Source organism: Streptomyces sp. NRRL WC-3626 (assembly GCF_000718785.1).
GTDB lineage: Bacteria > Actinomycetota > Actinomycetes > Streptomycetales > Streptomycetaceae > Streptomyces > Streptomyces edwardsiae.
The window spans coordinates 251,766-271,554 of record NZ_JOCA01000001.1; the positions used below are offsets into that span (position 1 = coordinate 251,766).

The 19,789-nt window shown below is 70.8% G+C and carries 17 protein-coding genes; 10 read left to right on the plus strand and 7 right to left on the minus strand.

Annotation, left to right across the window (positions count from 1 at the left end; genetic code table 11):
- The first annotated feature begins 12 nt into the window (after window positions 1–12).
- The 7 genes from cysC to IF28_RS0101165 all read left to right on the plus strand — a co-directional run bounded on the left by cysC (window position 13) and on the right by IF28_RS0101165 (window position 6,624).
- Window positions 13–549 carry an adenylyl-sulfate kinase gene (gene cysC, locus IF28_RS0101130; RefSeq protein ID WP_037892370.1) on the plus strand — a complete coding sequence of 179 codons (537 nt, stop codon included), beginning with the start codon at window positions 13–15 and terminating at the stop codon, window positions 547–549.
- The gene (gene cysD, locus IF28_RS0101135; protein ID WP_030212406.1) at window positions 546–1,481 is read left to right on the plus strand and encodes a sulfate adenylyltransferase subunit CysD; all 936 of its coding nucleotides are present in this window, start codon (window positions 546–548) and stop codon (window positions 1,479–1,481) included. The genes cysC and cysD overlap by 4 nt, the downstream gene beginning before the upstream one ends.
- 2 nt (window positions 1,482–1,483) lie before the next feature.
- Window positions 1,484–2,818, plus strand: a complete 1,335-nt coding sequence (locus IF28_RS0101140) for a sulfate adenylyltransferase subunit 1 (protein WP_030212407.1) — start codon at window positions 1,484–1,486, stop codon at window positions 2,816–2,818.
- A gap of 230 nt (window positions 2,819–3,048) precedes the next feature.
- Window positions 3,049–4,152 (plus strand): aliphatic sulfonate ABC transporter substrate-binding protein, encoded by a 1,104-nt coding sequence (locus IF28_RS0101150; RefSeq protein ID WP_030212409.1) that lies wholly within the window; start codon window positions 3,049–3,051, stop codon window positions 4,150–4,152.
- A 36-nt stretch (window positions 4,153–4,188) separates the two neighbouring features.
- Window positions 4,189–4,977, plus strand: a complete 789-nt coding sequence (locus IF28_RS0101155) for an ABC transporter ATP-binding protein (RefSeq protein WP_030212410.1) — start codon at window positions 4,189–4,191, stop codon at window positions 4,975–4,977.
- Window positions 4,964–5,860, plus strand: coding sequence for an ABC transporter permease (locus tag IF28_RS0101160; RefSeq protein WP_030212412.1), 897 nt, complete (start codon window positions 4,964–4,966; stop codon window positions 5,858–5,860). Before IF28_RS0101155 ends, IF28_RS0101160 begins: the two co-directional genes overlap by 14 nt.
- Window positions 5,861–5,886: 26 nt before the next feature.
- Window positions 5,887–6,624, plus strand: coding sequence for a sirohydrochlorin chelatase (locus IF28_RS0101165; RefSeq protein ID WP_030212415.1), 738 nt, complete (start codon window positions 5,887–5,889; stop codon window positions 6,622–6,624).
- Between the two features lie 61 nt (window positions 6,625–6,685).
- Here IF28_RS0101165 and IF28_RS0101170 read toward each other — a convergent pair whose 3' ends face one another.
- Window positions 6,686–7,234 (minus strand): DUF1697 domain-containing protein, encoded by a 549-nt coding sequence (locus IF28_RS0101170; RefSeq protein WP_030212418.1) that lies wholly within the window; start codon window positions 7,232–7,234, stop codon window positions 6,686–6,688.
- Between the two features lie 250 nt (window positions 7,235–7,484).
- Here IF28_RS0101170 and IF28_RS0101175 point away from each other — a divergent pair, with 250 nt between their 5' ends.
- On the plus strand, window positions 7,485–9,737 hold the full coding sequence (locus IF28_RS0101175) for an MMPL family transporter (protein WP_030212421.1): 2,253 nt from the start codon (window positions 7,485–7,487) through the stop codon (window positions 9,735–9,737).
- A gap of 146 nt (window positions 9,738–9,883) precedes the next feature.
- Here IF28_RS0101175 and mgt read toward each other — a convergent pair whose 3' ends face one another.
- From mgt to IF28_RS0101195, 4 genes are read right to left on the minus strand one after another with little or no spacing between them, the layout of a single operon-like run.
- The gene (gene mgt / locus IF28_RS0101180) at window positions 9,884–11,077 is read right to left on the minus strand and encodes a macrolide-inactivating glycosyltransferase (RefSeq protein WP_030212426.1); all 1,194 of its coding nucleotides are present in this window, start codon (window positions 11,075–11,077) and stop codon (window positions 9,884–9,886) included.
- A 56-nt stretch (window positions 11,078–11,133) separates the two neighbouring features.
- Window positions 11,134–12,414 (minus strand): ABC transporter substrate-binding protein, encoded by a 1,281-nt coding sequence (locus IF28_RS0101185; protein ID WP_030212430.1) that lies wholly within the window; start codon window positions 12,412–12,414, stop codon window positions 11,134–11,136.
- Window positions 12,414–13,247 carry a carbohydrate ABC transporter permease gene (locus IF28_RS0101190; protein WP_030212432.1) on the minus strand — a complete coding sequence of 278 codons (834 nt, stop codon included), beginning with the start codon at window positions 13,245–13,247 and terminating at the stop codon, window positions 12,414–12,416. Before IF28_RS0101190 ends, IF28_RS0101185 begins: the two co-directional genes overlap by 1 nt.
- The gene (locus IF28_RS0101195) at window positions 13,244–14,182 is read right to left on the minus strand and encodes a carbohydrate ABC transporter permease (RefSeq protein WP_030212434.1); all 939 of its coding nucleotides are present in this window, start codon (window positions 14,180–14,182) and stop codon (window positions 13,244–13,246) included. Before IF28_RS0101195 ends, IF28_RS0101190 begins: the two co-directional genes overlap by 4 nt.
- Before the next feature lie 165 nt (window positions 14,183–14,347).
- Here IF28_RS0101195 and IF28_RS0101200 point away from each other — a divergent pair, with 165 nt between their 5' ends.
- Window positions 14,348–15,211, plus strand: a complete 864-nt coding sequence (locus tag IF28_RS0101200) for an aminoglycoside phosphotransferase family protein (protein WP_030212436.1) — start codon at window positions 14,348–14,350, stop codon at window positions 15,209–15,211.
- A gap of 48 nt (window positions 15,212–15,259) precedes the next feature.
- Here IF28_RS0101200 and IF28_RS0101205 read toward each other — a convergent pair whose 3' ends face one another.
- Window positions 15,260–15,982: a 3'-5' exonuclease gene (locus IF28_RS0101205; protein ID WP_030212438.1), complete on the minus strand. Its 723-nt coding sequence runs from the start codon at window positions 15,980–15,982 to the stop codon at window positions 15,260–15,262.
- Between the two features lie 116 nt (window positions 15,983–16,098).
- Complete coding sequence (locus tag IF28_RS0101210; RefSeq protein ID WP_030212440.1) at window positions 16,099–17,373, minus strand: SAV2148 family HEPN domain-containing protein; 1,275 nt, start codon at window positions 17,371–17,373, stop codon at window positions 16,099–16,101.
- 269 nt (window positions 17,374–17,642) lie between these two features.
- Here IF28_RS0101210 and glgX point away from each other — a divergent pair, with 269 nt between their 5' ends.
- Window positions 17,643–19,772 carry a glycogen debranching protein GlgX gene (gene glgX / locus IF28_RS0101215; RefSeq protein ID WP_030212443.1) on the plus strand — a complete coding sequence of 710 codons (2,130 nt, stop codon included), beginning with the start codon at window positions 17,643–17,645 and terminating at the stop codon, window positions 19,770–19,772.
- The last annotated feature ends 17 nt before the right edge of the window (window positions 19,773–19,789 follow it).

Below are 19,789 nucleotides of genomic sequence, written 5' to 3' on the forward strand. Positions count from 1 at the left end.
CAGGAGAATCACGTGACGACCGGAGCCACCGTCTGGCTCACGGGTCTGCCGAGCGCGGGCAAGACCACCATCGCCCACGAGCTGGCCGGCCGACTGCGCGAGCGGGGCAGCCGGGTCGAGGTGCTCGACGGCGACGAGATCCGCGAGTTCCTCTCCGCGGGCCTCGGCTTCGGCCGAGAGGACCGGCACACCAACGTGCAGCGCATCGGCTTCGTCGCCGAACTGCTCGCCCGCAACGGCGTCATCGCGCTCGTCCCGGTCATCGCCCCGTACGCGGACAGCCGGGACGCGGTCCGCAAGCGGCACGAGGCGAACGGCACGCCGTACGTCGAGGTGCATGTGGCGACCCCGGTCGAGGTGTGCTCCGTGCGCGACGTGAAGGGTCTGTACGCCAAGCAGGCCGCGGGCGAACTCACCGGGCTGACCGGTGTGGACGACCCGTACGAGGAGCCCGAGACCCCCGATCTGCGGATCGAGTCCCAGAACCAGACCGTGCAGGAGTCCGCGGCGTCCGTGTACGCGGCGCTCAGCGAAAGGGGACTGGCATGACGACCGTCGCCACCGTGAAGGAGGGCACGGACAGCCCGTACGCCCTCTCCCACCTGGACGCCCTCGAGTCCGAGGCCGTGCACATCTTCCGCGAGGTGGCGGGCGAGTTCGAGAAGCCGGTGATCCTCTTCTCCGGCGGCAAGGACTCCATCCTCATGCTGCATCTGGCGCTGAAGGCGTTCGCGCCCGCGCCGGTGCCGTTCTCGCTGCTGCACGTGGACACCGGGCACAACTTCCCCGAGGTCCTCGACTACCGGGACCGTACGGTCGCGCGGCACGGACTGCGGCTGCATGTCGCCTCCGTGCAGGACTACATCGACCGCGGGGCGCTCAAGGAGCGTCCGGACGGCACCCGCAACCCGCTGCAGACCGTGCCGCTCACCGAGAAGATCCAGAGCGAGCGGTTCGACGCCGTGTTCGGCGGCGGGCGCCGCGACGAGGAGAAGGCCCGCGCGAAGGAGCGGGTGTTCTCCCTGCGCGACGAGTTCTCCCAGTGGGACCCGCGCCGTCAGCGGCCCGAGCTGTGGAACCTGTACAACGGCCGGCACGCGCCCGGTGAGCACGTGCGGGTGTTCCCGCTGTCCAACTGGACCGAGCTGGACGTGTGGCAGTACATCGCCCGCGAGCGCATCGAGCTCCCGCAGATCTACTACGCGCACGAGCGGGAGGTGTTCAGCCGTGCCGGCATGTGGCTGACCGCCGGTGAGTGGGGCGGCCCGAAGGACGGCGAGAGCGTCGAGAAGCGGCTGGTGCGCTACCGCACCGTGGGCGACATGTCCTGCACCGGCGCGGTGGACTCCGACGCCGACACCATCGAGAAGGTGATCACCGAGATCGCCGCCTCCCGGCTCACCGAGCGCGGTGCCACCCGCGCCGACGACAAGCTCTCCGAGGCCGCGATGGAAGACCGCAAGCGCGAGGGGTACTTCTAGACATGAGCACCATCACCACCGAGGAGCTCGCGGCCACCACGCTGCTGCGGTTCGCCACCGCCGGTTCCGTCGACGACGGCAAGTCCACCCTGGTGGGCCGGCTGCTGCACGACTCCAAGTCGGTCCTCACCGACCAGCTGGAGGCCGTGGAGCGGGCGTCGGCGAACCGGGGCCAGGAGGCGCCCGACCTCGCCCTGCTGACCGACGGACTGCGGGCCGAGCGGGAGCAGGGCATCACCATCGACGTGGCGTACCGCTACTTCGCCACGCCCCGGCGCCGGTTCATCCTCGCCGACACGCCCGGCCATGTGCAGTACACGCGGAACATGGTCACCGGCGCCTCCACGGCCGAGCTGACGGTGATCCTCGTCGACGCCCGCAACGGTGTCGTCGAGCAGACCCGCCGGCACGCGGCGATCGCCGCCCTGCTGCGCGTCCCGCACGTCGTCCTCGCCGTCAACAAGATGGACCTGGTCGACTACCGGGAGCCGGTGTTCGCCAGGATCGCCGAGGAGTTCACGGCGTACGCGACCGAGCTGGGCGTCCCCGAGGTCACCGCGATCCCGATCTCCGCACTGGTCGGGGACAACGTGGTGGAGCCGTCCGCGCACATGGACTGGTACGGCGGGCCGACCGTGCTGGAGCACCTGGAGACCGTCCCGGTCAGCCACGACCTGGCGCACTGCCACGCCCGGCTGCCCGTGCAGTACGTGATCCGGCCGCAGAGCGCCGAGCACCCCGACTACCGCGGCTACGCGGGCCAGATCGCCGCCGGCACCTTCCGGGTGGGTGACCCGGTGACCGTGCTGCCGTCCGGGCGGACGACGACGGTCACGGGGATCGATCTGCTGGGCGAGCCGGTCGAGGCGGCCTGGACCCCGCAGTCGGTGACCCTGCTGCTCGCCGACGACATCGACATCTCCCGCGGCGACCTCCTCGTCCCCAGCAAGGACGCGCCGGCCACCACGCAGGACGTCGAGGCCACCGTCTGCCATGTCGCCGACCAGCCGCTGACCGTCGGCCACCGGGTGCTGCTCAAGCACGGCACCCGCACCGTCAAGGCGATCGTGAAGGACATCCCGTCCCGGCTGACGCTGGACGACCTGTCGCTGCACCCGCACCCGGGCACGCTGAACGCCAACGACATCGGCCGGGTGAAGATCCGTACCGCCGAGCCGCTGCCCGCCGACTCCTACGCGGACTCGCGGCGCACCGGTTCGTTCATCCTGATCGACCCCAGCGACGGCACCACGCTCACCGCCGGCATGGTCGGTGAGTCGTTCGCCGCACCGGAGCCCGTCAAGGACGCGGCCGAGGACGACCGGTGGGACTTCTGAGCATGAACTCCCCCGATTTCTACTCCGAGTTCGCGAAGGAGGGCGGCCGCGTCGGCAGCGGCACCCTCGGCAGCGGGCAGGGCGGGGTCGACCGATGTGTGCGCTGACGTACGCGCACCGCATGCGCGCCCTCACCCCCCACCGCCGTAGACGAAAACCTGCCGACCTCCCGGCCACGGCCTGATCAGACCAGGACCGTGACCGCCGGGCCTCCGAGAGGACCACCTCCCGTGCCTGCAACAACCGCCCTGCGCCGTACCCTCGCGGTGATAGCCGCGCTGCCACTGCTCACCCTGGCCGCCTGCGGCTACGGATCCCAGGCCGAGGACGACGACTCCGCGAAGGTCGCCGCCGGGGCGAAGAAGATCGACGGACTCGACTCCGTCAGGATCGGCTACTTCGGCAACCTCACCCACGGCACCGCCCTGGTGGGCCATCAGAAGGGCCTGTTCCAGAAGGAACTCGGCGCCACCCGGGCGAAGTACGCCGTCTTCAACGCGGGGCCGTCGGAGATCGAGGCGCTCAACTCGGGTTCCATCGACATCGGCTTCATCGGCCCGTCGCCGTCCGTCAACGGCTACACCAAGTCCGGCGGCAAGAACCTGCGCATCATCTCCGGTTCGGCGTCCGGCGGGGTGAGCCTCGTGGTGAACCCGGACAGGATCAAGTCCCTGAAGGACGTCAAGGGCAAGCGGATCGCCACCCCGCAGCTCGGCAACACCCAGGACGTGGCGTTCCTCAACTGGGTGGCCGAGCAGGGCTGGAAGGTCGACGCGCAGAGCGGCAAGGGCGATGTCACGGTCGTCCGCAGCGACAACAAGGTCACCCCGGACGCGTTCAAGGCCGGGTCGGTCGACGGCGCCTGGGTACCGGAGCCGACCGCCGCGAAGCTGGTCGCGCAGGGCGGCAAGGTGCTGCTGGACGAGGCGACGCTGTGGCCGGACGAGAAGTTCGTGATCACGAACATCATCGTGCGCCAACAGTTCCTGAAGGACCATCCGAAGGCCGTCGAGGCGGTACTGAAGGCGTCCGTCGAGGCGAACAGGTGGATCAACGCCAACCCGGACGAGGCGAAGGCAGTCGCCAACAAGCAGTTGGAGGCCGACTCCGGCAAGGCGCTGCCCGTCGAGGTGCTCGACCCGGCGTGGAAGTCGATCAGGTTCATCGACGACCCGCTGGCCGCGACCCTCGACTCGCAGGCGGAGCACGCCGTGAAGGCCGGTCTGCTGGAACAGCCGGACCTCGACGGCATCTACGACCTCACGCTGCTCAACAAGGTCCTGAAGGCCGCCGGTGAACCGGCCGTCGACGACGCCGGTCTCGGCGTCAAGTAAGCCCGGATTCCGATGAGTTCCCAGGAGGTGACGACCATGGCCACGACCCTCGCCAAGGCCGCCGACGGCACCCTGGCGGCCACGCACGCCGCCCGGATCGAGCATGTCTCGAAGTCGTTCGCGGGCCCCGCCGGACAGCAGCTCGTGCTGGACGACATCAGCCTCGATGTCGCGCCCGGTGAGTTCGTCACCCTCCTGGGTGCCTCGGGCTGCGGCAAGTCCACGCTGCTCAACCTGGTCGCGGGGCTCGACCGGCCGTCGGCCGGCACGATCGGCACGGACGGCCGGCCGGCCCTGATGTTCCAGGAGCATGCCCTGTTCCCGTGGCTGACCGCGGGCAAAAACATCGAACTCGCCCTGAAACTGCGGGGAGTTCAGAAGAACGAACGCCGTGAGCGGGCCGAGGAGTTGCTCGAGCTCGTGCGGCTGAAGGGCGCGTACGGCAAGCGGGTGCACGAGCTGTCCGGCGGTATGCGCCAGCGGGTGGCGCTGGCGCGGGCGATCGCCCAGGACAGCCGGCTGCTGCTGATGGACGAGCCGTTCGCGGCGCTGGACGCGATCACGCGGGACGTGCTGCACGACGAACTGACCCGGATCTGGCGTGAGACGCGGCTGTCCGTCCTGTTCGTCACGCACAACGTGCGCGAGGCCGTGCGGCTCGCGCAGCGGGTGGTGCTGCTGTCCTCCCGTCCGGGGCGGATCGCCCGCGAGTGGACGGTCGGCATCCCGCATCCGCGCCGTATCGAGGACACCGCCGTGGCGGAACTGTCCGTAGAGATCACCGAAGAGCTCCGGGGGGAGATCCGCCGTCATGGCCAGCACTGAGACGACCGCGAAGGACCGGGACGGGGGCGACCTCGCCGGTCTGGAGGCGGGGCTCGACGCACTGGAGACGGTGCAGACCGGCCGCAAGCCGTTCCGGCAGACCTTCGTGGAGAAGATCCTGCCGCCGGTCATCGCCATCGCGCTGGTGCTGGCGGTGTGGCAGGCCCTGGTCTCCTTCAAGATCGTCGACGATCCGACCAAGCTGCCCTCACCGGGCGCGGTGTGGGACGTCGTCCGGGACGCGTGGCTGCGGGGCGACCTGCTCGGCTACATCTGGACCAGTGTGTCGCGCGGTCTGCTGGGCTTCTTCTTCGCGCTGCTGATCGGCACCCCGCTGGGGCTGCTGGTGGCGCGGGTGAAGTTCGTGCGCGCGGCGATCGGGCCGATCCTGTCCGGTCTGCAGTCGCTGCCGTCGGTGGCGTGGGTGCCGCCGGCGGTGATCTGGCTGGGTCTGAACAACCAGATGATGTACGCCGTCATCCTGCTCGGCGCGGTCCCCTCGATCGCCAACGGCCTGGTCTCGGGCGTCGACCAGGTGCCCCCGCTGTTCCTGCGGGCCGGGCGGACGCTCGGCGCGACGGGGCTGAAGGGCACGTGGCACATCGTGCTGCCGGCCGCGCTGCCGGGCTATGTGGCGGGACTGAAGCAGGGCTGGGCGTTCTCCTGGCGTTCGCTGATGGCCGCGGAGATCATCGCCTCGTTCCCGGACCTCGGTGTGGGCCTCGGCCAGCTGCTGGAGAACGGCCGCAACGCCAGCGACATGGCCATGGTCTTCGAGGCCATCCTGCTGATCCTGACCGTCGGTATCGCCATCGATCTGCTGATCTTCAGCCCGCTCGAGCGGTGGGTGCTGCGCAGCCGCGGTCTGCTGGTGAAGAGCTGAGGGAACTGAGGGAGCTGAGGGGCATCATGCGCCGTCCGGTACTTCTCGTCGTCGCCCACGGCAGCCGCGATCCGCGGCACGCCGCGACCGTGCACGCCCTGGTGCGGCGGGTGCGGGCGCTGCGGCCCGGGCTGCGCGTGGAGACCGGGTTCCTGGACTTCAACATCCCGTCCGTCACAGGGGTGCTGGAGTCCCTGGACGCGGAGGGCGTCCGTGATGTGGTCGCCCTCCCGTTGCTGCTGACCCGCGCCTTCCACGCCAAGGCGGACATCCCGGCGGTGCTGGCGGAGGCGCCGCCGCGGCTGCGGATCCGGCAGGCCGAGGTGCTGGGCCCCTCCCCGCTGCTGCTCACCGCCCTGGAGCGGCGGCTGTACGAGGCGGGCCTCACGCCCGCCGACAAGTCCTCGACCGGGGTCGTCCTGGCCTCGGCGGGGTCCTCCGACCCGGAGGCGATCGCAGTGATCGCAGCAATCGCGCGGGAGTGGCGGCACACCGGTTGGTGCGCCGTGCGGCCTGCGTTCGCCTCCGCATCCCTGCCCCGCACCGAGCAGGCGGTACGCGAACTCCGCGCGCTCGGCTGCGCACGCGTCGCCGTCGCCCCGTACGTCCTGGCCCCGGGCTTCCTCCCGGACCGGATCGCCCGGGGGGCGGCGGACGCGGACGTCCTCGCGGACGTCCTCGGCCCGTCCCCGGAGGTGGCCCGGCTCCTGCTGGACCGCTACGACGCGGCACGGGTGCCGGTACTGGCCGCGGTGGGCGCCTGACCGGTCGGGGGGTGCGGAACGGCGTGCCCTGCCGGCAGCACAGGCGCCGGCCCGCCCGGTGTCAGCCATCGGTGAGCTCCGCCAGTTTGCGTACGGTGTTCCAGTTGCGGCTGGTGGCGATGACGCCCTTGTTGAGGCGGGGCTTGGAGAGGTGTACGGCGAGTTTGGAGCGGCCGAGACCTTCGGGGGCGCAGAGGTAGAGGGCGCGGTCGCCCAGGCGGAACTCCTCGGGCAGGTAGGCCTGTTGGTCGATCTCGGCGAAGCGGTCGGGGTCGACCGGGGTCGAGAAGTAGGTGACGTGGAGCTGCTTGGGCTCCAACTCGGCTGCCGGGAACGGGCATTGCTCGACCACGGCGCTCAGATAGGCGTGGTCGCGCACGATCACGTCCACGGCGAAGCCGAAGTGCCGCTCGATCGCCGCCGCCAACCCGTCGGCCAGTGACCCCTCGTCGCCCTGCTCCGAGGTGAACACCGCCTGCCCGCTCTGCAGATGGGTGCGCACCCCCTGATGGCCGAGGCCTTCCATCAGGGTGCGCAGTTCGGCCATCGGGACTTTCCTGCTGCCGCCCACATTGATCCCGCGCAGCAGCGCCGCGTATCTCGTCTCCATGCCGCCCACCCTAGGACGGCCGGTGTACCCCGTGGGGGTGACGCGCACCCTGATCGTCGCCCCCGACATCCCGGATACATGTAGGGGCCCGCTGTCCTCCCCAGTGGGGAGGAGGTGAACTCCGATCGGATGAGGCCGGCGCTGTCGGCTTCACCGGACAGCACGACGAGCTGGGCTTATCCGGCCCATACCTTCGAAAGGTCAGGTGGCGGCAGGGGGTCGCTGCCGAACACGAGGGAGCGAGCCCGTCATGGGGAACGGAGAATCACGGGTGCGGGGCCTCGCCGCACGGGCCGGCGGCTGGAGCGCCCGGCACCGCTGGGCGGCCGTCGGCATCTGGGTGCTGTTCGTCGTGCTGGCGATGGGACTCGGTTCGGCCGCGGGCCGGGTCGACGTCGGCGACAGCGATCAGCTCAAGGGTGAGACCCACACCGCCGCCCGCATCATCGAGGACGCCGGCATCGAGGAGCCGGCCAGTGAGACCGTACTGATCCAGGCGAAGGACGACAGCGGTCCGAAGGCCACGGACGCCGCGTTCAGGTCGGCGGTCGACGCGGTCGTCGCGGCCGTGGAGAAGACCGGCGAGGTCACGGACGTCACCTCGCCGTACGAGAGCGACACCATCTCCAAGGACGGGCGCAGCGCGCTGGTCCAGTTCGATGTGCGCGGCGACTCGGACACCGCCGGTGAGCGGGTCGAGCCGGTGCTGGACGCGGTCGCGGGCGTCCAGAAGGACCACGAGTCGCTGCGGATCGAGGAGATCGGCGGCGCCAGCATGATGAAGACGTTCGACGACGCGTTCGGCGACGACTTCAAGAAGGCCGAGTACTCCGCGGTGCCGGTCGCCCTCGGCATCCTGCTGATCGCGTTCGGCGCGCTGGTGGCGGCGCTGCTGCCGGTGGCGCTGGCGATCACCGCGATCATGGCGACGATGGGTCTGATGGGCCTGGTCAGCCACCTCCAGCCGATGAGCGACACCGCGAACTCGGTGATGCTGCTGGTCGGCCTGGCCGTCGGCGTCGACTACTGCCTGTTCTATCTGCGCCGTGAGCGTGAGGAGCGGGCGGCCGGACGGGACGCCGGGACGGCGCTGCGGATCGCCGCCGCGACCAGTGGCCGCGCGATCGTCGTCTCCGGTGTCACGGTGTGTGTCGCCATGGCGGGCATGCTGTTCACCGGTCTCGCCGAGTTCGAGGCGATGGGGCTGGCCTCGCTGATGGTCGTGGCCGTCGCCATGGTCGGTTCCGTCACCGTGTTGCCCGCGCTGCTGTCACTGCTGGGCGAGCGGGTCGAGAAGGGCCGCATGCCGTTCCTGCGCCGGCGGCGCACGAGCGGCAGCACGGAGAGCCGGTTCTGGAACGCGGTACTGAAGCGGGTGCTCGCCAAGCCGGTGCTCGCCGCCGTGGTGGCCACGGGCGCTCTGCTCGCGGTGGCCGCTCCCGCGATCGGGATGAAGACGCAGAACCTCACCCTCGACCAGGAGTTCGGTGACTCGCTGCCGATCGTGCAGACGTACAACCGGGTCAACGACGCATTCCCCGGCGGCTCCGAGCCGGCCGAGGTGGTCGTCGAGGCCGACGACATCAACGCGCCCGAGGTGAAGGCCGCGCTCGCCGAGTTCCGTGAGCGGGCGGTGAGCTCGGGGGCCTCGCGCGGGCCGGTCGAGATCAAGCTGCACGACCAGCAGAACGTCGCGTTCGTCTACGTCCCGCTGGTGGGCGGCTCCGACCAGGACAAGGCGGGCGAGAGCCTGGAGACGCTGCGTGACGAGGTACGGCCGGCCACGCTCGGCGAGGTCGACGGTCTCGAGGCGCCGATCACCGGGCAGGTCGCCGGGAACAAGGACTTCAACGACCAACTGGTCGGCTCCGTGGTCCCGGTCTTCGCGTTCGTGGTGGTCTTCGCCTTCCTGGTGATGCTGCTGTCGTTCCGCTCGCTGACGGTCGCGATCACCTCGATCGTGCTGAACCTGCTGTCGGTGGGGGCGGCGTACGGGATTCTCGTGGCGGTGTTCCAGCACGGGTGGGGCGCGTCCCTGGTGGGGGCGGAGGGGGTCGGCGCGATCATCACGTGGCTGCCGCTGTTCCTGTTCGTGATCCTGTTCGGTCTGTCGACGGACTACCACGTGTTCGTGGTCTCCCGGATCCGTGAGGCGCGGCTGCGGGGGCGGTCGACGCGGGACGCCGTCCAGCACGGTGTGGTCACCACGGCGGGTGTGGTCACCAGCGCCGCGATCATCATGGTCGCCGTGTTCGGGATCTTCGGGACGCTGTCGATGCAGTCGATGAAGCAGATGGGGGTCGGTCTGGCGGCGGCTGTGCTGATCGACGCGACGATCATCCGGGGGGTGCTGCTGCCGGCGGTGATGTCTCTGCTGGGTGAGCGCAACTGGTACCTGCCGAAGTGGCTGCACCGCATGCCGGACCTGACCCACGACGAAACGCCGGAGGCGGTGGCGGCGGCGCCGTCGCCCCGGGGCGAGGGCGACCGCGTGCCGGTGTGATCCGCTGACGTGACAAGGGCCCGGCGGTTCCTCCGCCGGGCCCTTGTCACGTCCACGGCCGCCCGTGCCACGGGGCTGCGAGACCCGGTCCCGCAACTGCGGGCAACCGCCCCGCAGGGCGGCTCGGGTGGGGTGGGGGTCCGCGGCTATGTCGGCAGTTCTGCCTCGATCAGGTCTGCCGCTCGGTGTGTGCCGCCTTCCGCCGCCATGTCCTTCTGGATGGACTTCAGGCGGGTCGCGGCCTCCGGGGAGTTCAGCAGGGTGAGGGCCGCGGCCCTCAGCGCCTCCGCGCTCGCCTCGGACGACGGGACGTGTCGCGCCACCCCCAGCCCCTCCAGCATCTCCGCGTTGCCGAACTGGTCCACCGCCTGCGGTACGGCGATCATCGGGGTGGCCGTGGCCAGCCCCTCCTGGCTGCCGCCGGCCCCCGCGTGCGTGACGAACAGATCCGCCTGCTTCAGGATCGCGAGCTGCGGCACCCAGGACCGCACCTCCACGTTCCCCGGCACATCGCCGAGTTCGGCGACATCGACGTGCTTGCCGACCTGAAGCACCACATGCCACCCCGCCAGCTCACCGAACGCCTTCACACACTCCCGGTAGAACGCCGGCTGCTTCGTGAAGGACGATCCCAGCGAGACGAGGACCACCTTCTCGGCCCCGGCCGGCCGCTCCCAGGCACCCTCCGCGCCCCGGTCCCCCTGGCAGGCTCCCACGAACGAGTGCACGCTCTCGTCGACCCGGTCGGCGTTGGGCTGAAGCGCCTTCGGGATCAGCACGATCGACCGGGCCGGCCGGCCGACGAACGGATCGGGATGCTCGGTGATCCCGTTCTCCGCCAGCCACGCCCGGAAGCGGGCGTAGTACGCCTGGCCCCGCTCGGTCTTCAGCGGCTCCTCCCACATCGGCTCCGCCACCTCCTGCTCGTATCCCTCCCAGGCGACGAGGTTCGGCGAGAGGGACACCGCCGGCACACCCCACCGATGGGCGAGCACCCGCGCCGGATAGGAGGTGATGTCGTGCAGCACGAGGTCGGGCGTGTCCCCCTCGTACGCCGAGATGAGCTGCGGAAGCGCCTGGACGGCGTCCGCGAGGAACGGCTCCACGTTGTCCAGCAGCGTGGAACCCCAGGCCTCCGGATCGTCGTCGGGCCCCGGCAGCGTGCTGTTCCACGGCTTGGGCTCGGCACCGGTCTCGGCGACCTTCTCCGCGAACAGCGGCGGAATCGCGTACGTGACCCGGTGGCCGCGCGCCACGAGCTCGCGGATCACCTCGAGGCTCGGGTTCACGTGCCCGTGGGCGGCGATGGAGAACATGGCGATGTGAGCGGGACTGGTCATGCCCCGACCCTAAGCGAGACGATACGTATCGTGCAATTGATATGTCCGCGTACCCCTCAGCGCTGGTAGCGGGCCAGCACCAGGTTCCCGTCCTCCTCCAGCCGCCGGCGCAGTTCCTCGAGACCGATCGCCCCGCTGTAGTACTCCTGGAGCGCCGGGGTCGCCACCTTGTCCTTCCATTCGGGATAGCCGCGTACGGTCTGCGCGGGGGCGGGCCGCAGGTGCGCGGCGAGTGCGGTGCCGGTGGCCCAGCCGTGTTCGGCGGTGTGCAGGGCGGGGTCGGCGAGGGCCCGGCTGCCGGTGGGGAGCATCCAGTCGCCGAGGGCGAGACGGACCATGTTCTCCGGCCGGAGCAGGAAGCCGAGGAAGGCGGCGGCCTCCTTCTTGTGCGGGCAGTCCTCGGCGACGGAGAGGGTCTGTGGGCTGACGCCCTGGGTGAGTCCGTCCGCGCCGGCCGGGGCGGGCAGCACCTGCCAGTCGAAGCCCTCGAGTGCCTGCTGGACGATCTGCTGCCGGTAGGAGAAGCCGAGCGGCACCATCGCGTACTTTCCGGCGAAGAAGCCGGGCAGGGTGTCGGAGCCACCGCTGCCGAGCGTGGTGGGCGAGGCACTGCCGTCGGTGTTCACCTGGTCGTGGACGGTGCGCGGGACGACCTCGTCGCCCTCCTCGAACCGCACGGTCACCTTGCCGTCGTCGCCCCGGTGGAAGAGCCGGCCGCCGGCGGAGAGGGAGAGGTTGAGGGTGGCCGAGACGGGTTCCTTGAGCGGCCAGGCGACACCGAACGTCCCGTCGCCGCTCAGCTCGTCCGTCACCTGCCGGAACTCCGCCCAGCTCCAGGGGTGTTCCGGCGTCGGGATCCGGACGCCGGACTTCTTCAGGAGGGCCGAGTTGGCGATCAGCACCCGCGGTTCCTGGAGGAAGGGCACGCCGTACACACCCCCGTCGAAGGTGACGGTCTCCCAACTGCGCGCGGGGATGTCGGACTTCAGCCGCTCGGGCAGCAGCCCGGTCAGGTCGGCCAGATAGCCGCCGTAGGCGAAGTCGGCGAGGTCGTCGGAGGCGTCGTGGACGATGTCGGGGGCCTCGCCGCCCTCGAAGGAGGTGAGCAGCTGGTCGTGGACGCTGTCCCAGCTGCCCTGGACGTACTCCACCCGGATGCCGGGGTGCGCGGCGTTCCACTCCTCGACCAGCTCCCTGTTGGCGTCGACCGACTCCTTCTGCCAGGCCAGGGACTGGAAGCGCAGGGTGATCCGGCCGTCGTCGCGGGTGCCGCCCGCGGAGCAGCCCGTCAGGAGCAGGGCGACGGCGAGGGCCGCCCCGAGGATTCTGGTCCGCATCAGCTCTTCACCGCCCCGGCGAGCATGCCGCCCGTGATCCGCCGCTGGATGATCGCGAAGACGACCAGGGAGGGCAGCGTCGCGAGGAACGCGGCGGCCGCCAGCGGGCCGAGGTCGGCGACTCCCTCGGCGCCGATGAAGTGGGTGAGGACGACCGGCAGGGTCTGCTTCTCCGGGGTCTTGAGCAGGACGAGGGCGAAGAAGAACTCGTTCCACGCCGTGATGAACGCGAACAGCGCCGTCGCCACGATGCCCGGAGCGAGCAGCGGGGCGGTGACCGACACCAGGGTCCGCAGCCGCCCGGCCCCGTCGACCGCCGCCGCCTCCTCCAGTTCGGCCGGCACGGCACGGACGTATCCGGTGAGCATCCACAGGGCGAAGGGGAGAGCCCAGACGACGTAGACCATGACCAGCCCGGACACGGAGTCGATCAGCCGCAGGTTCTTCAGCACCAGGAACAGCGGGATGATCAGCAGCACGAACGGGAACGCCTGGCTGACCACCACCCAGCCGGACGCGGCCCGGGCGAGCGCGCCGCGCCGGCGGGCCATGACGTACGCCATCGGGGTGGCGATGACGACGGCGACGACGGCCGCCGACAGTGCGGCGGTCAGGGAGTTGAGGGCGGCGCGCAGCAGCGGCTGTTCGTCGAAGGCCTGACGGAAGTTGGCGAGGGTGGGGTCGCGGGGGATCCAGGCCGGGTGCAGACTCGCCAGTTCGGTCGCCGGTTTGAACGCCGTCGAGACCAGCCAGAGGAACGGGAAGGCCAGGAAGACGAGATACGCCAGCAGTGCGGCGTACTGGCCTGCGCGGGCACGTCGACGGGGCCTCATGCCGTGTCACCTCCGCGGAGCCGTCCGGCGAGGAAGACGGCCAGCGCGACCGAGATCGCGGCGACCATGACGCAGCCCATCGCCGCCGCGTAGCCGAACTGTCCGTAGCGGAAGGCCTCTTCGTAGGCGAAGAGCATGGGCAGCCGGGTGCGTCCGCCGGGGCCGCCGTTGGTGAGGACGTAGACCAGGGCGAAGGAGTTGAAGTTCCAGATCAGGTTGAGCGCGGTGATGGCGAGGGCGATGGGGCGGATGGCGGGCCAGGTGACCGTGCGGAAGCGGCGCCAGGGGCCGGCGCCGTCCACCGCCGCCGCCTCGTGCAGTTCGCGCGGGGTGTTCTGCAGTCCGGCGAGCAGGGCGACCGTGGTCTGGGGCATGCCGGCCCACACGCCGACGACGATCACGGCGGGCAGGGCGGTGGCGAGTCCGCTGAGCCAGTCCCGGCCGTCGCCGAGGCCGAGGTCGCGCAAGGTCTCGTTGAGGACACCGGCGTCCGGGTTGTAGACGATGCGCCACATCACACCGACGACCACCTCGGGCATCGCCCAGGGGACGATCGCGAGGGCGCGGGCCGCCCAGCGCAGCTTCAGGTCCTGGTGGAGCAGCAGGGCGAGGCCCAGGGCGAGCAGGAACTGCGGCACCGTCACCCCGACGGCCCACACCAGGCCGATGCGGAACGACTCCCAGAAGAGCGTGTCGTGCAGCAGGTCCTGGAAGTTGAGGGTGCCGATCCACCGGGTGGGTTCGGTGCGGCCCGACTGTGCGTCGGTGAAGGCCAGCAGGACGCCGTAGAGGAGCGGGCCGACGCTGAGGACCAGGATCGGGATCAGCGCGGGCAGCACCAGGAACCACGGCCCGTGGTCGGGAGCGCGTCCCGGTGGGCGGCCCGGGCCGGGCGCGTGGGGCGCCGGTCTCCTCGCCTCGGTCACCGATGTCACGGAATCAGCCCCTTTGCGCGGCGCGGGTGGGCCAGATCATGTTCGTGAAGGGGGTCCGCCTCGTCAAGGGACCGCACACACCGGCCGACCTGTGCGAATGCGACACTGACCGGCGGATGGCCGGATCACGGCGGTCGGACGAGGGTCGGACACGGAGGCGGACGGATGGACGAGGCACGGGCACGGGACGTACTCGCGGCGGCGGGAGTGCTGCCCGGTGCGGCGGCGGACGCGCGGCTGCTCGCCCTCGGCGAGAACGCGGTGTTCGCCGCCGGTGACCTGGTCGTCAAGGTGGGCCGGGACGTCGAGTTGCTGGACCGGGCCCGCCGGGAGCTGGCCGTCGCGGGCTGGCTGGCGGCGGAGGGCGTGCCGGCGGTACGGGCGGCGGAGCCGGAGGCGCTGCTGGTCGACGGGCACCCGGTGACGGTGTGGCACCGGCTCCCCGAGGCCGTACGGCCCGCCGAACCCCGGGATCTGGCCGGACTGCTGCGGCTGGTCCACGCACTGCCCACTCCTCCCTTCGTCCTGCCGCCCCGCGAACTGCTGGGCGGTGTGGAGCGCTGGCTGCGGCTGGCGGGCGACACCGTCGACCCGGAGGACGCCGCCTATCTGCGCGAGCGCCGGGACGGATTCGCGGCGGCCGCGGCCGCGCTGACGCCCCGGCTGACTCCGGGGCCCATCCACGGCGACGCCCTGCCCCGCAATGTGCACATCGGACCGGACGGGCCGGTCCTGGTCGACATGGAGACCTTCTCGTCCGATCTGCGCGAGCACGACCTGGTGGTCATGGCCCTCTCCCACGACCGCTACGGGCTGCCGGACGAGGCGTACACGTCCTTCACCGACACCTACGGCTGGGATGTGCGCGCCTGGGAGGGCTGCTCGGTGCTGCGCGGCGCGCGGGAGACGGCCAGCTGTGCCTGGGTCGCCCAGCACGCGCCGGGCAACCCCGGGGCACTGGCCGAGTTCGAACGCCGGGTGGCGTCCCTGCGGGACGGGGACGAGTCGGTGCGCTGGTACCCCTTCTGACCAGGACCGGGACCGGGACAGGACAGGGACCGGGGCGGTGTCCGCCGGTCAGACCCGCTGCTGCGCCAGTTCCCGCAGCGGCCAGGTGCCGTCGACCAGCGCGGTGGCATCGCCCTTGCGGCGCAGGAAGCTCTGGAAGTCCGCCGCCCAGGCCGCGTACCACTCGATCTGGCGGAGGTGCAGTTCCGCCGGGGTGAGGGCCGCGACCTTGGGGTGGCGGCCGGCTATCGCACAGGCCAGCCGGGCGGCGGCGAGGGCGTCGGCGGTCGCGTCGTGCGCGGTGCCGAGCACCACGCCGTACTCCGCGCAGACCGCTTCGAGATTGCGCTTGCCCCGGCGGTAGCGGTCGACGGCACGGTCGATCGTGTACGGGTCGATGACCGGGGCGGGGTCGATGCCGCCCAGGCGGTCGCGCAGGGACGGCAGTCCGTGCCGCCGCAGTTCGGCGGCGAGCAGGGTCAGGTCGAAGGCCGCGTTGTAGGCGACGACCGGGACGCCCGCCTTCCAGTGGTCGGTGAGGACGCCGGCGATGGCGTCGGCGACCTGGTCGGCGGGGCGGCCCTCCGCGGCCGCCCGCTCGTTGCTGATGCCGTGGACCGCGACCGCGTCCTCCGGGATCGGTACGCCCGGGTCGGCCAGCCACTCCCTGCGGCCCAGCGGCTCGCCCGCCCTGACCTCGATCACGGCCCCCGTGACGATCCGTGCCTCGCGCGGATCGGTACCCGTCGTCTCCAGGTCGAAGCCGATCAGCGGCTCCCGGTGCCAGCCCATGGGCTGCCCCCCTTCTGTGTGGTGCGTTCCCCCAGTGGTTCCCACCTTCGCACGCACCACTGACAATCAGAGGATCGCGTTCCGCTTGACCACCCGGAGGGTTCCCCGCGGCCCGTTCACGACACCGGCCGGGAATCCGCCCACATCTGCTCGAACTCCTCGCGATAGGTGGGGAACAGCCCGCCTTCCTCGACTTCGCCCGGCTTGACCACTTTGGTCCCGTTGCGCAGGACCAGCACCGGCGCCTCCATGCCGCGGGACCGGCGCAGGTGGTTCTGCACGACGGCGACACCGTCCGTGCCGTCGCCGTCCACCAGGTAGGCGGTGCAGCGGGGCGTCTCGTCGTAGACCTGGATCCCGAAGGCAGCGGGGTCGCGCAGCCGGGAGCGGACGCGGCGCATGTGCAGGATGTTCATCTCGACGCTGCGGCCGAGCTCGCCGCGTTTGAGGCCGAGTTCGCGCTCGCGGCGCTTGACCGCGCTGGAGGCCGGGTTGAGGAACAGCAGCCGCACCCGGCAGCCGGCCTCCGCGAGGCGCACCAGCCGGCGCCCGGAGAAGTTCTGCACCAGCAGGTTGAGGCCGATGCCGAGGGCGTCCAGCCGGCGGGCGCCGCCGAAGATGTCCTCGGCCGGGAACTGGCGCAGCAGCCGCACCCGGTCGGGGTGGACGGCGACGACGTCGGCGTACCGGTCGCCGACCAGGTCCTCGACCGCGTCGACGGGCAGCCGGCGCGCGGACGGCACGTCGCCGCCGGTGCCGAGCATCTCGAGGAGCCGCGCGGAGGCCCGTTCGGCCTGGCTGAGGACCGCCTCGGACAGCGCGCGGTTGCGGGAGACGACGTTGCGGGTGACCTCCAGCTCGTCCAGGGCGAGTTCGACGTCCCGGCGGTCGTCGAAGTACGGCTCGAAGCAGGGCCAGTGCGCCACCATCAGCTCGCGCAGCTGCGGCAGGGTGAGGAAGGACAGCACGTTGTCGTCGGCCGGGTCGAGCAGATAGCCCTTGCGGCGGCTGACCTCGCGGACGGCGACCGCGCGCTGCACCCACTCCTGTCCGGCGGGTCCGGCGGCGGCGACCACCCAGTCGTCGCCGTGCACGGGCTCGTAGACGGGCCGCAGGACGGCGGCCACGACCGTGCGCAGCCGCTGCTCGACGAGGTTGAGCCAGATGTAGGCGCGGCCGGCCCGCTGGGCGCGGGTACGCACCTCGCGCCAGGCGTCGGCGCCCCAGTCCAGCTCCGGCCCGATCGAACCCGCCGCGTCCATCGGCCGTGCCAGGGACACCGCGCCGGGCGGGGCGTCCGTGGAACTGCTCCCCTCGTGACCGCCGTCACCAGGGGGCAGTTCCAGCCCTCCCGCGCCCACCCGCGTACCGCCTTCCACTCCCCCGAACACTCCCGTCCCAACGATCAAGGAGAGTACTCCGCCAGCGGTGCACGGTGCAGCCCGATGGACAGGGTCGTTTCCCAACTTCCCGTATCCACGGGACCGTTCCGCCGGGCGGGCTCGCGCAAGTGAGCTGATTCATAGCGGGACCGGGTGGTCGCGGGGGTCGTGGAGGGCCGCGGCGGGGGTACGCGACCGGCACTCCCTTTCGGGGAGACTCGGGGACACTCGGAGCCAAGGCGTCCCCCGGGCGCCGTACACCTGGAAGAGTCGTATCCATGCAGGTCTGGCCTGGCGAGGCGTATCCGCTCGGTGCCACGTACGACGGCGCCGGAACGAATTTCGCGGTCTTCACGGAAGCCGCGGACCGAGTAGAGCTGTGTCTGCTGCACGACGACGGCTCGGAGACGGCGATCGAACTGCGGGAGAGCGACGCGTTCGTGCGGCACGCGTATCTGCCCGGCGTGATGCCCGGGCAGCGGTACGGCTTCCGGGCGCACGGGCCGTACGCCCCCGAGCGGGGGCTGCGCTGCAATTCGGCGAAGCTGCTGCTCGACCCGTACGCGCGTGCGATCAGCGGGACGGTCGGCTGGGGCGAGGAGGTCTACGGCTATCACTTCGGCCGACCCGAGAAGCGCAACGACCTCGACTCGGCGCCGCACACGATGACATCGGTCGTGGTCAATCCGTACTTCGACTGGGGCGACGACCGGCGCCCCCGGACGGAGTACCACCACACGGTGATCTACGAGGCCCACGTCAAGGGCCTGACCATGCGTCATCCGGGGCTGCCGGAGGAGCTGCGCGGCACGTACGCGGGACTCGCTCACCCGGCGGTGATCGATCACCTGACCGAACTGGGGGTGACGACACTGGAGCTGATGCCCGTTCACCAGTTCGTGAACGACCACCGTCTGGTGGACATGGGCCTCAACAACTACTGGGGTTACAACACGATCGGCTTCTTCGCCCCGCACAACGCGTACGCCTCCTGGGGCGACCGGGGCCAGCAGGTGCTGGAGTTCAAGTCGGCGGTGAAGGCGCTGCACGAGGCCGGGATCGAGGTGATCCTCGACGTGGTCTACAACCACACCGCCGAGGGCAACCACCTGGGCCCGACCCTGTCCCTCAAGGGACTCGACAATCCGTCGTACTACCGGCTGACCGACGACCCCCGGTACTACATGGACACGACAGGCACGGGGAACTCCCTGCTCATGCGGTCCCCGCACGTACTGCAGATGATCATGGACTCGCTGCGGTACTGGGTTCTGGAGATGCATGTCGACGGGTTCCGCTTCGACCTCGCGGCGACGCTCGCACGCCAGTTCCACGAGGTGGACCGGCTGTCGTCGTTCTTCGACCTGGTGCAGCAGGACCCGGTGGTCTCGCAGGTGAAGCTGATCGCCGAGCCGTGGGACGTGGGCGAGGGCGGCTACCAGGTGGGCAACTTCCCGCCGTTGTGGACCGAGTGGAACGGCAAGTACCGGGACACCGTACGGGACCTGTGGCGGGGCGAGCCGCGCACGCTCGCGGAGTTCGCGTCCCGGCTGACCGGCTCCTCCGACCTGTACCAGGACGACGGGCGCCGACCGCTGGCCTCCATCAACTTCGTGACCTGCCACGACGGTTTCACCCTGCACGACCTCGTCTCGTACAACGACAAGCACAACGCGGCGAACGGCGAGGACAACCGGGACGGCGAGAGCCACAACCGGTCCTGGAACTGCGGGGCCGAGGGCGAGACCTCCGATCCGGAGGTGCTGCGGCTGCGGGCGCGGCAGATGCGGAACTTCATCGCCACGCTGATGCTGTCGCAGGGTGTGCCGATGATCAGTCACGGTGACGAGGTGGCCCGTACCCAGCGGGGCAACAACAACGCGTACTGCCAGGACAACGAGGTGTCCTGGCTGGAGTGGCCCGCCGAGTCCGGTGAAGGGGAGGAGCCGCGGCGGCGGTTGCTGGAGTTCACCCGCGCGATGGTGTGGCTGCGGAAGGACCATCCGGTCTTCCGGCGGCGGCGGTTCTTCCATGGCCGGCCGGTGGAGGGTACGCATGACGATCTGTCCGACATCGCGTGGTTCACGCCCGAGGGGGCGGAGATGACACAGCGGGACTGGGATTCCGCGCGGGCGTCGGCGCTGACGGTGTTCCTGAACGGGAACGCGATTTCCGAGCCGGGGCAGCGGGGGGAGCGGATCACGGACGACTCGTTTCTGCTGATGTTCAACGCGTCGCCGAAGACGCTGGATTTCGTGGTGCCGGTGGATCACGGGCGGGAGTGGGAGGTGGTGGTCGACACCGCGCGGGAGGATGGCGTGCCGCCGGGGAGTGGGCGGAAGGTGGGGGCGGGGACGCGGCTGAGTCTGACGGATCGCAGCATGACGGTGTTGCAGCGACCGGTGTAGTCCCGCGTTTCTTCCGC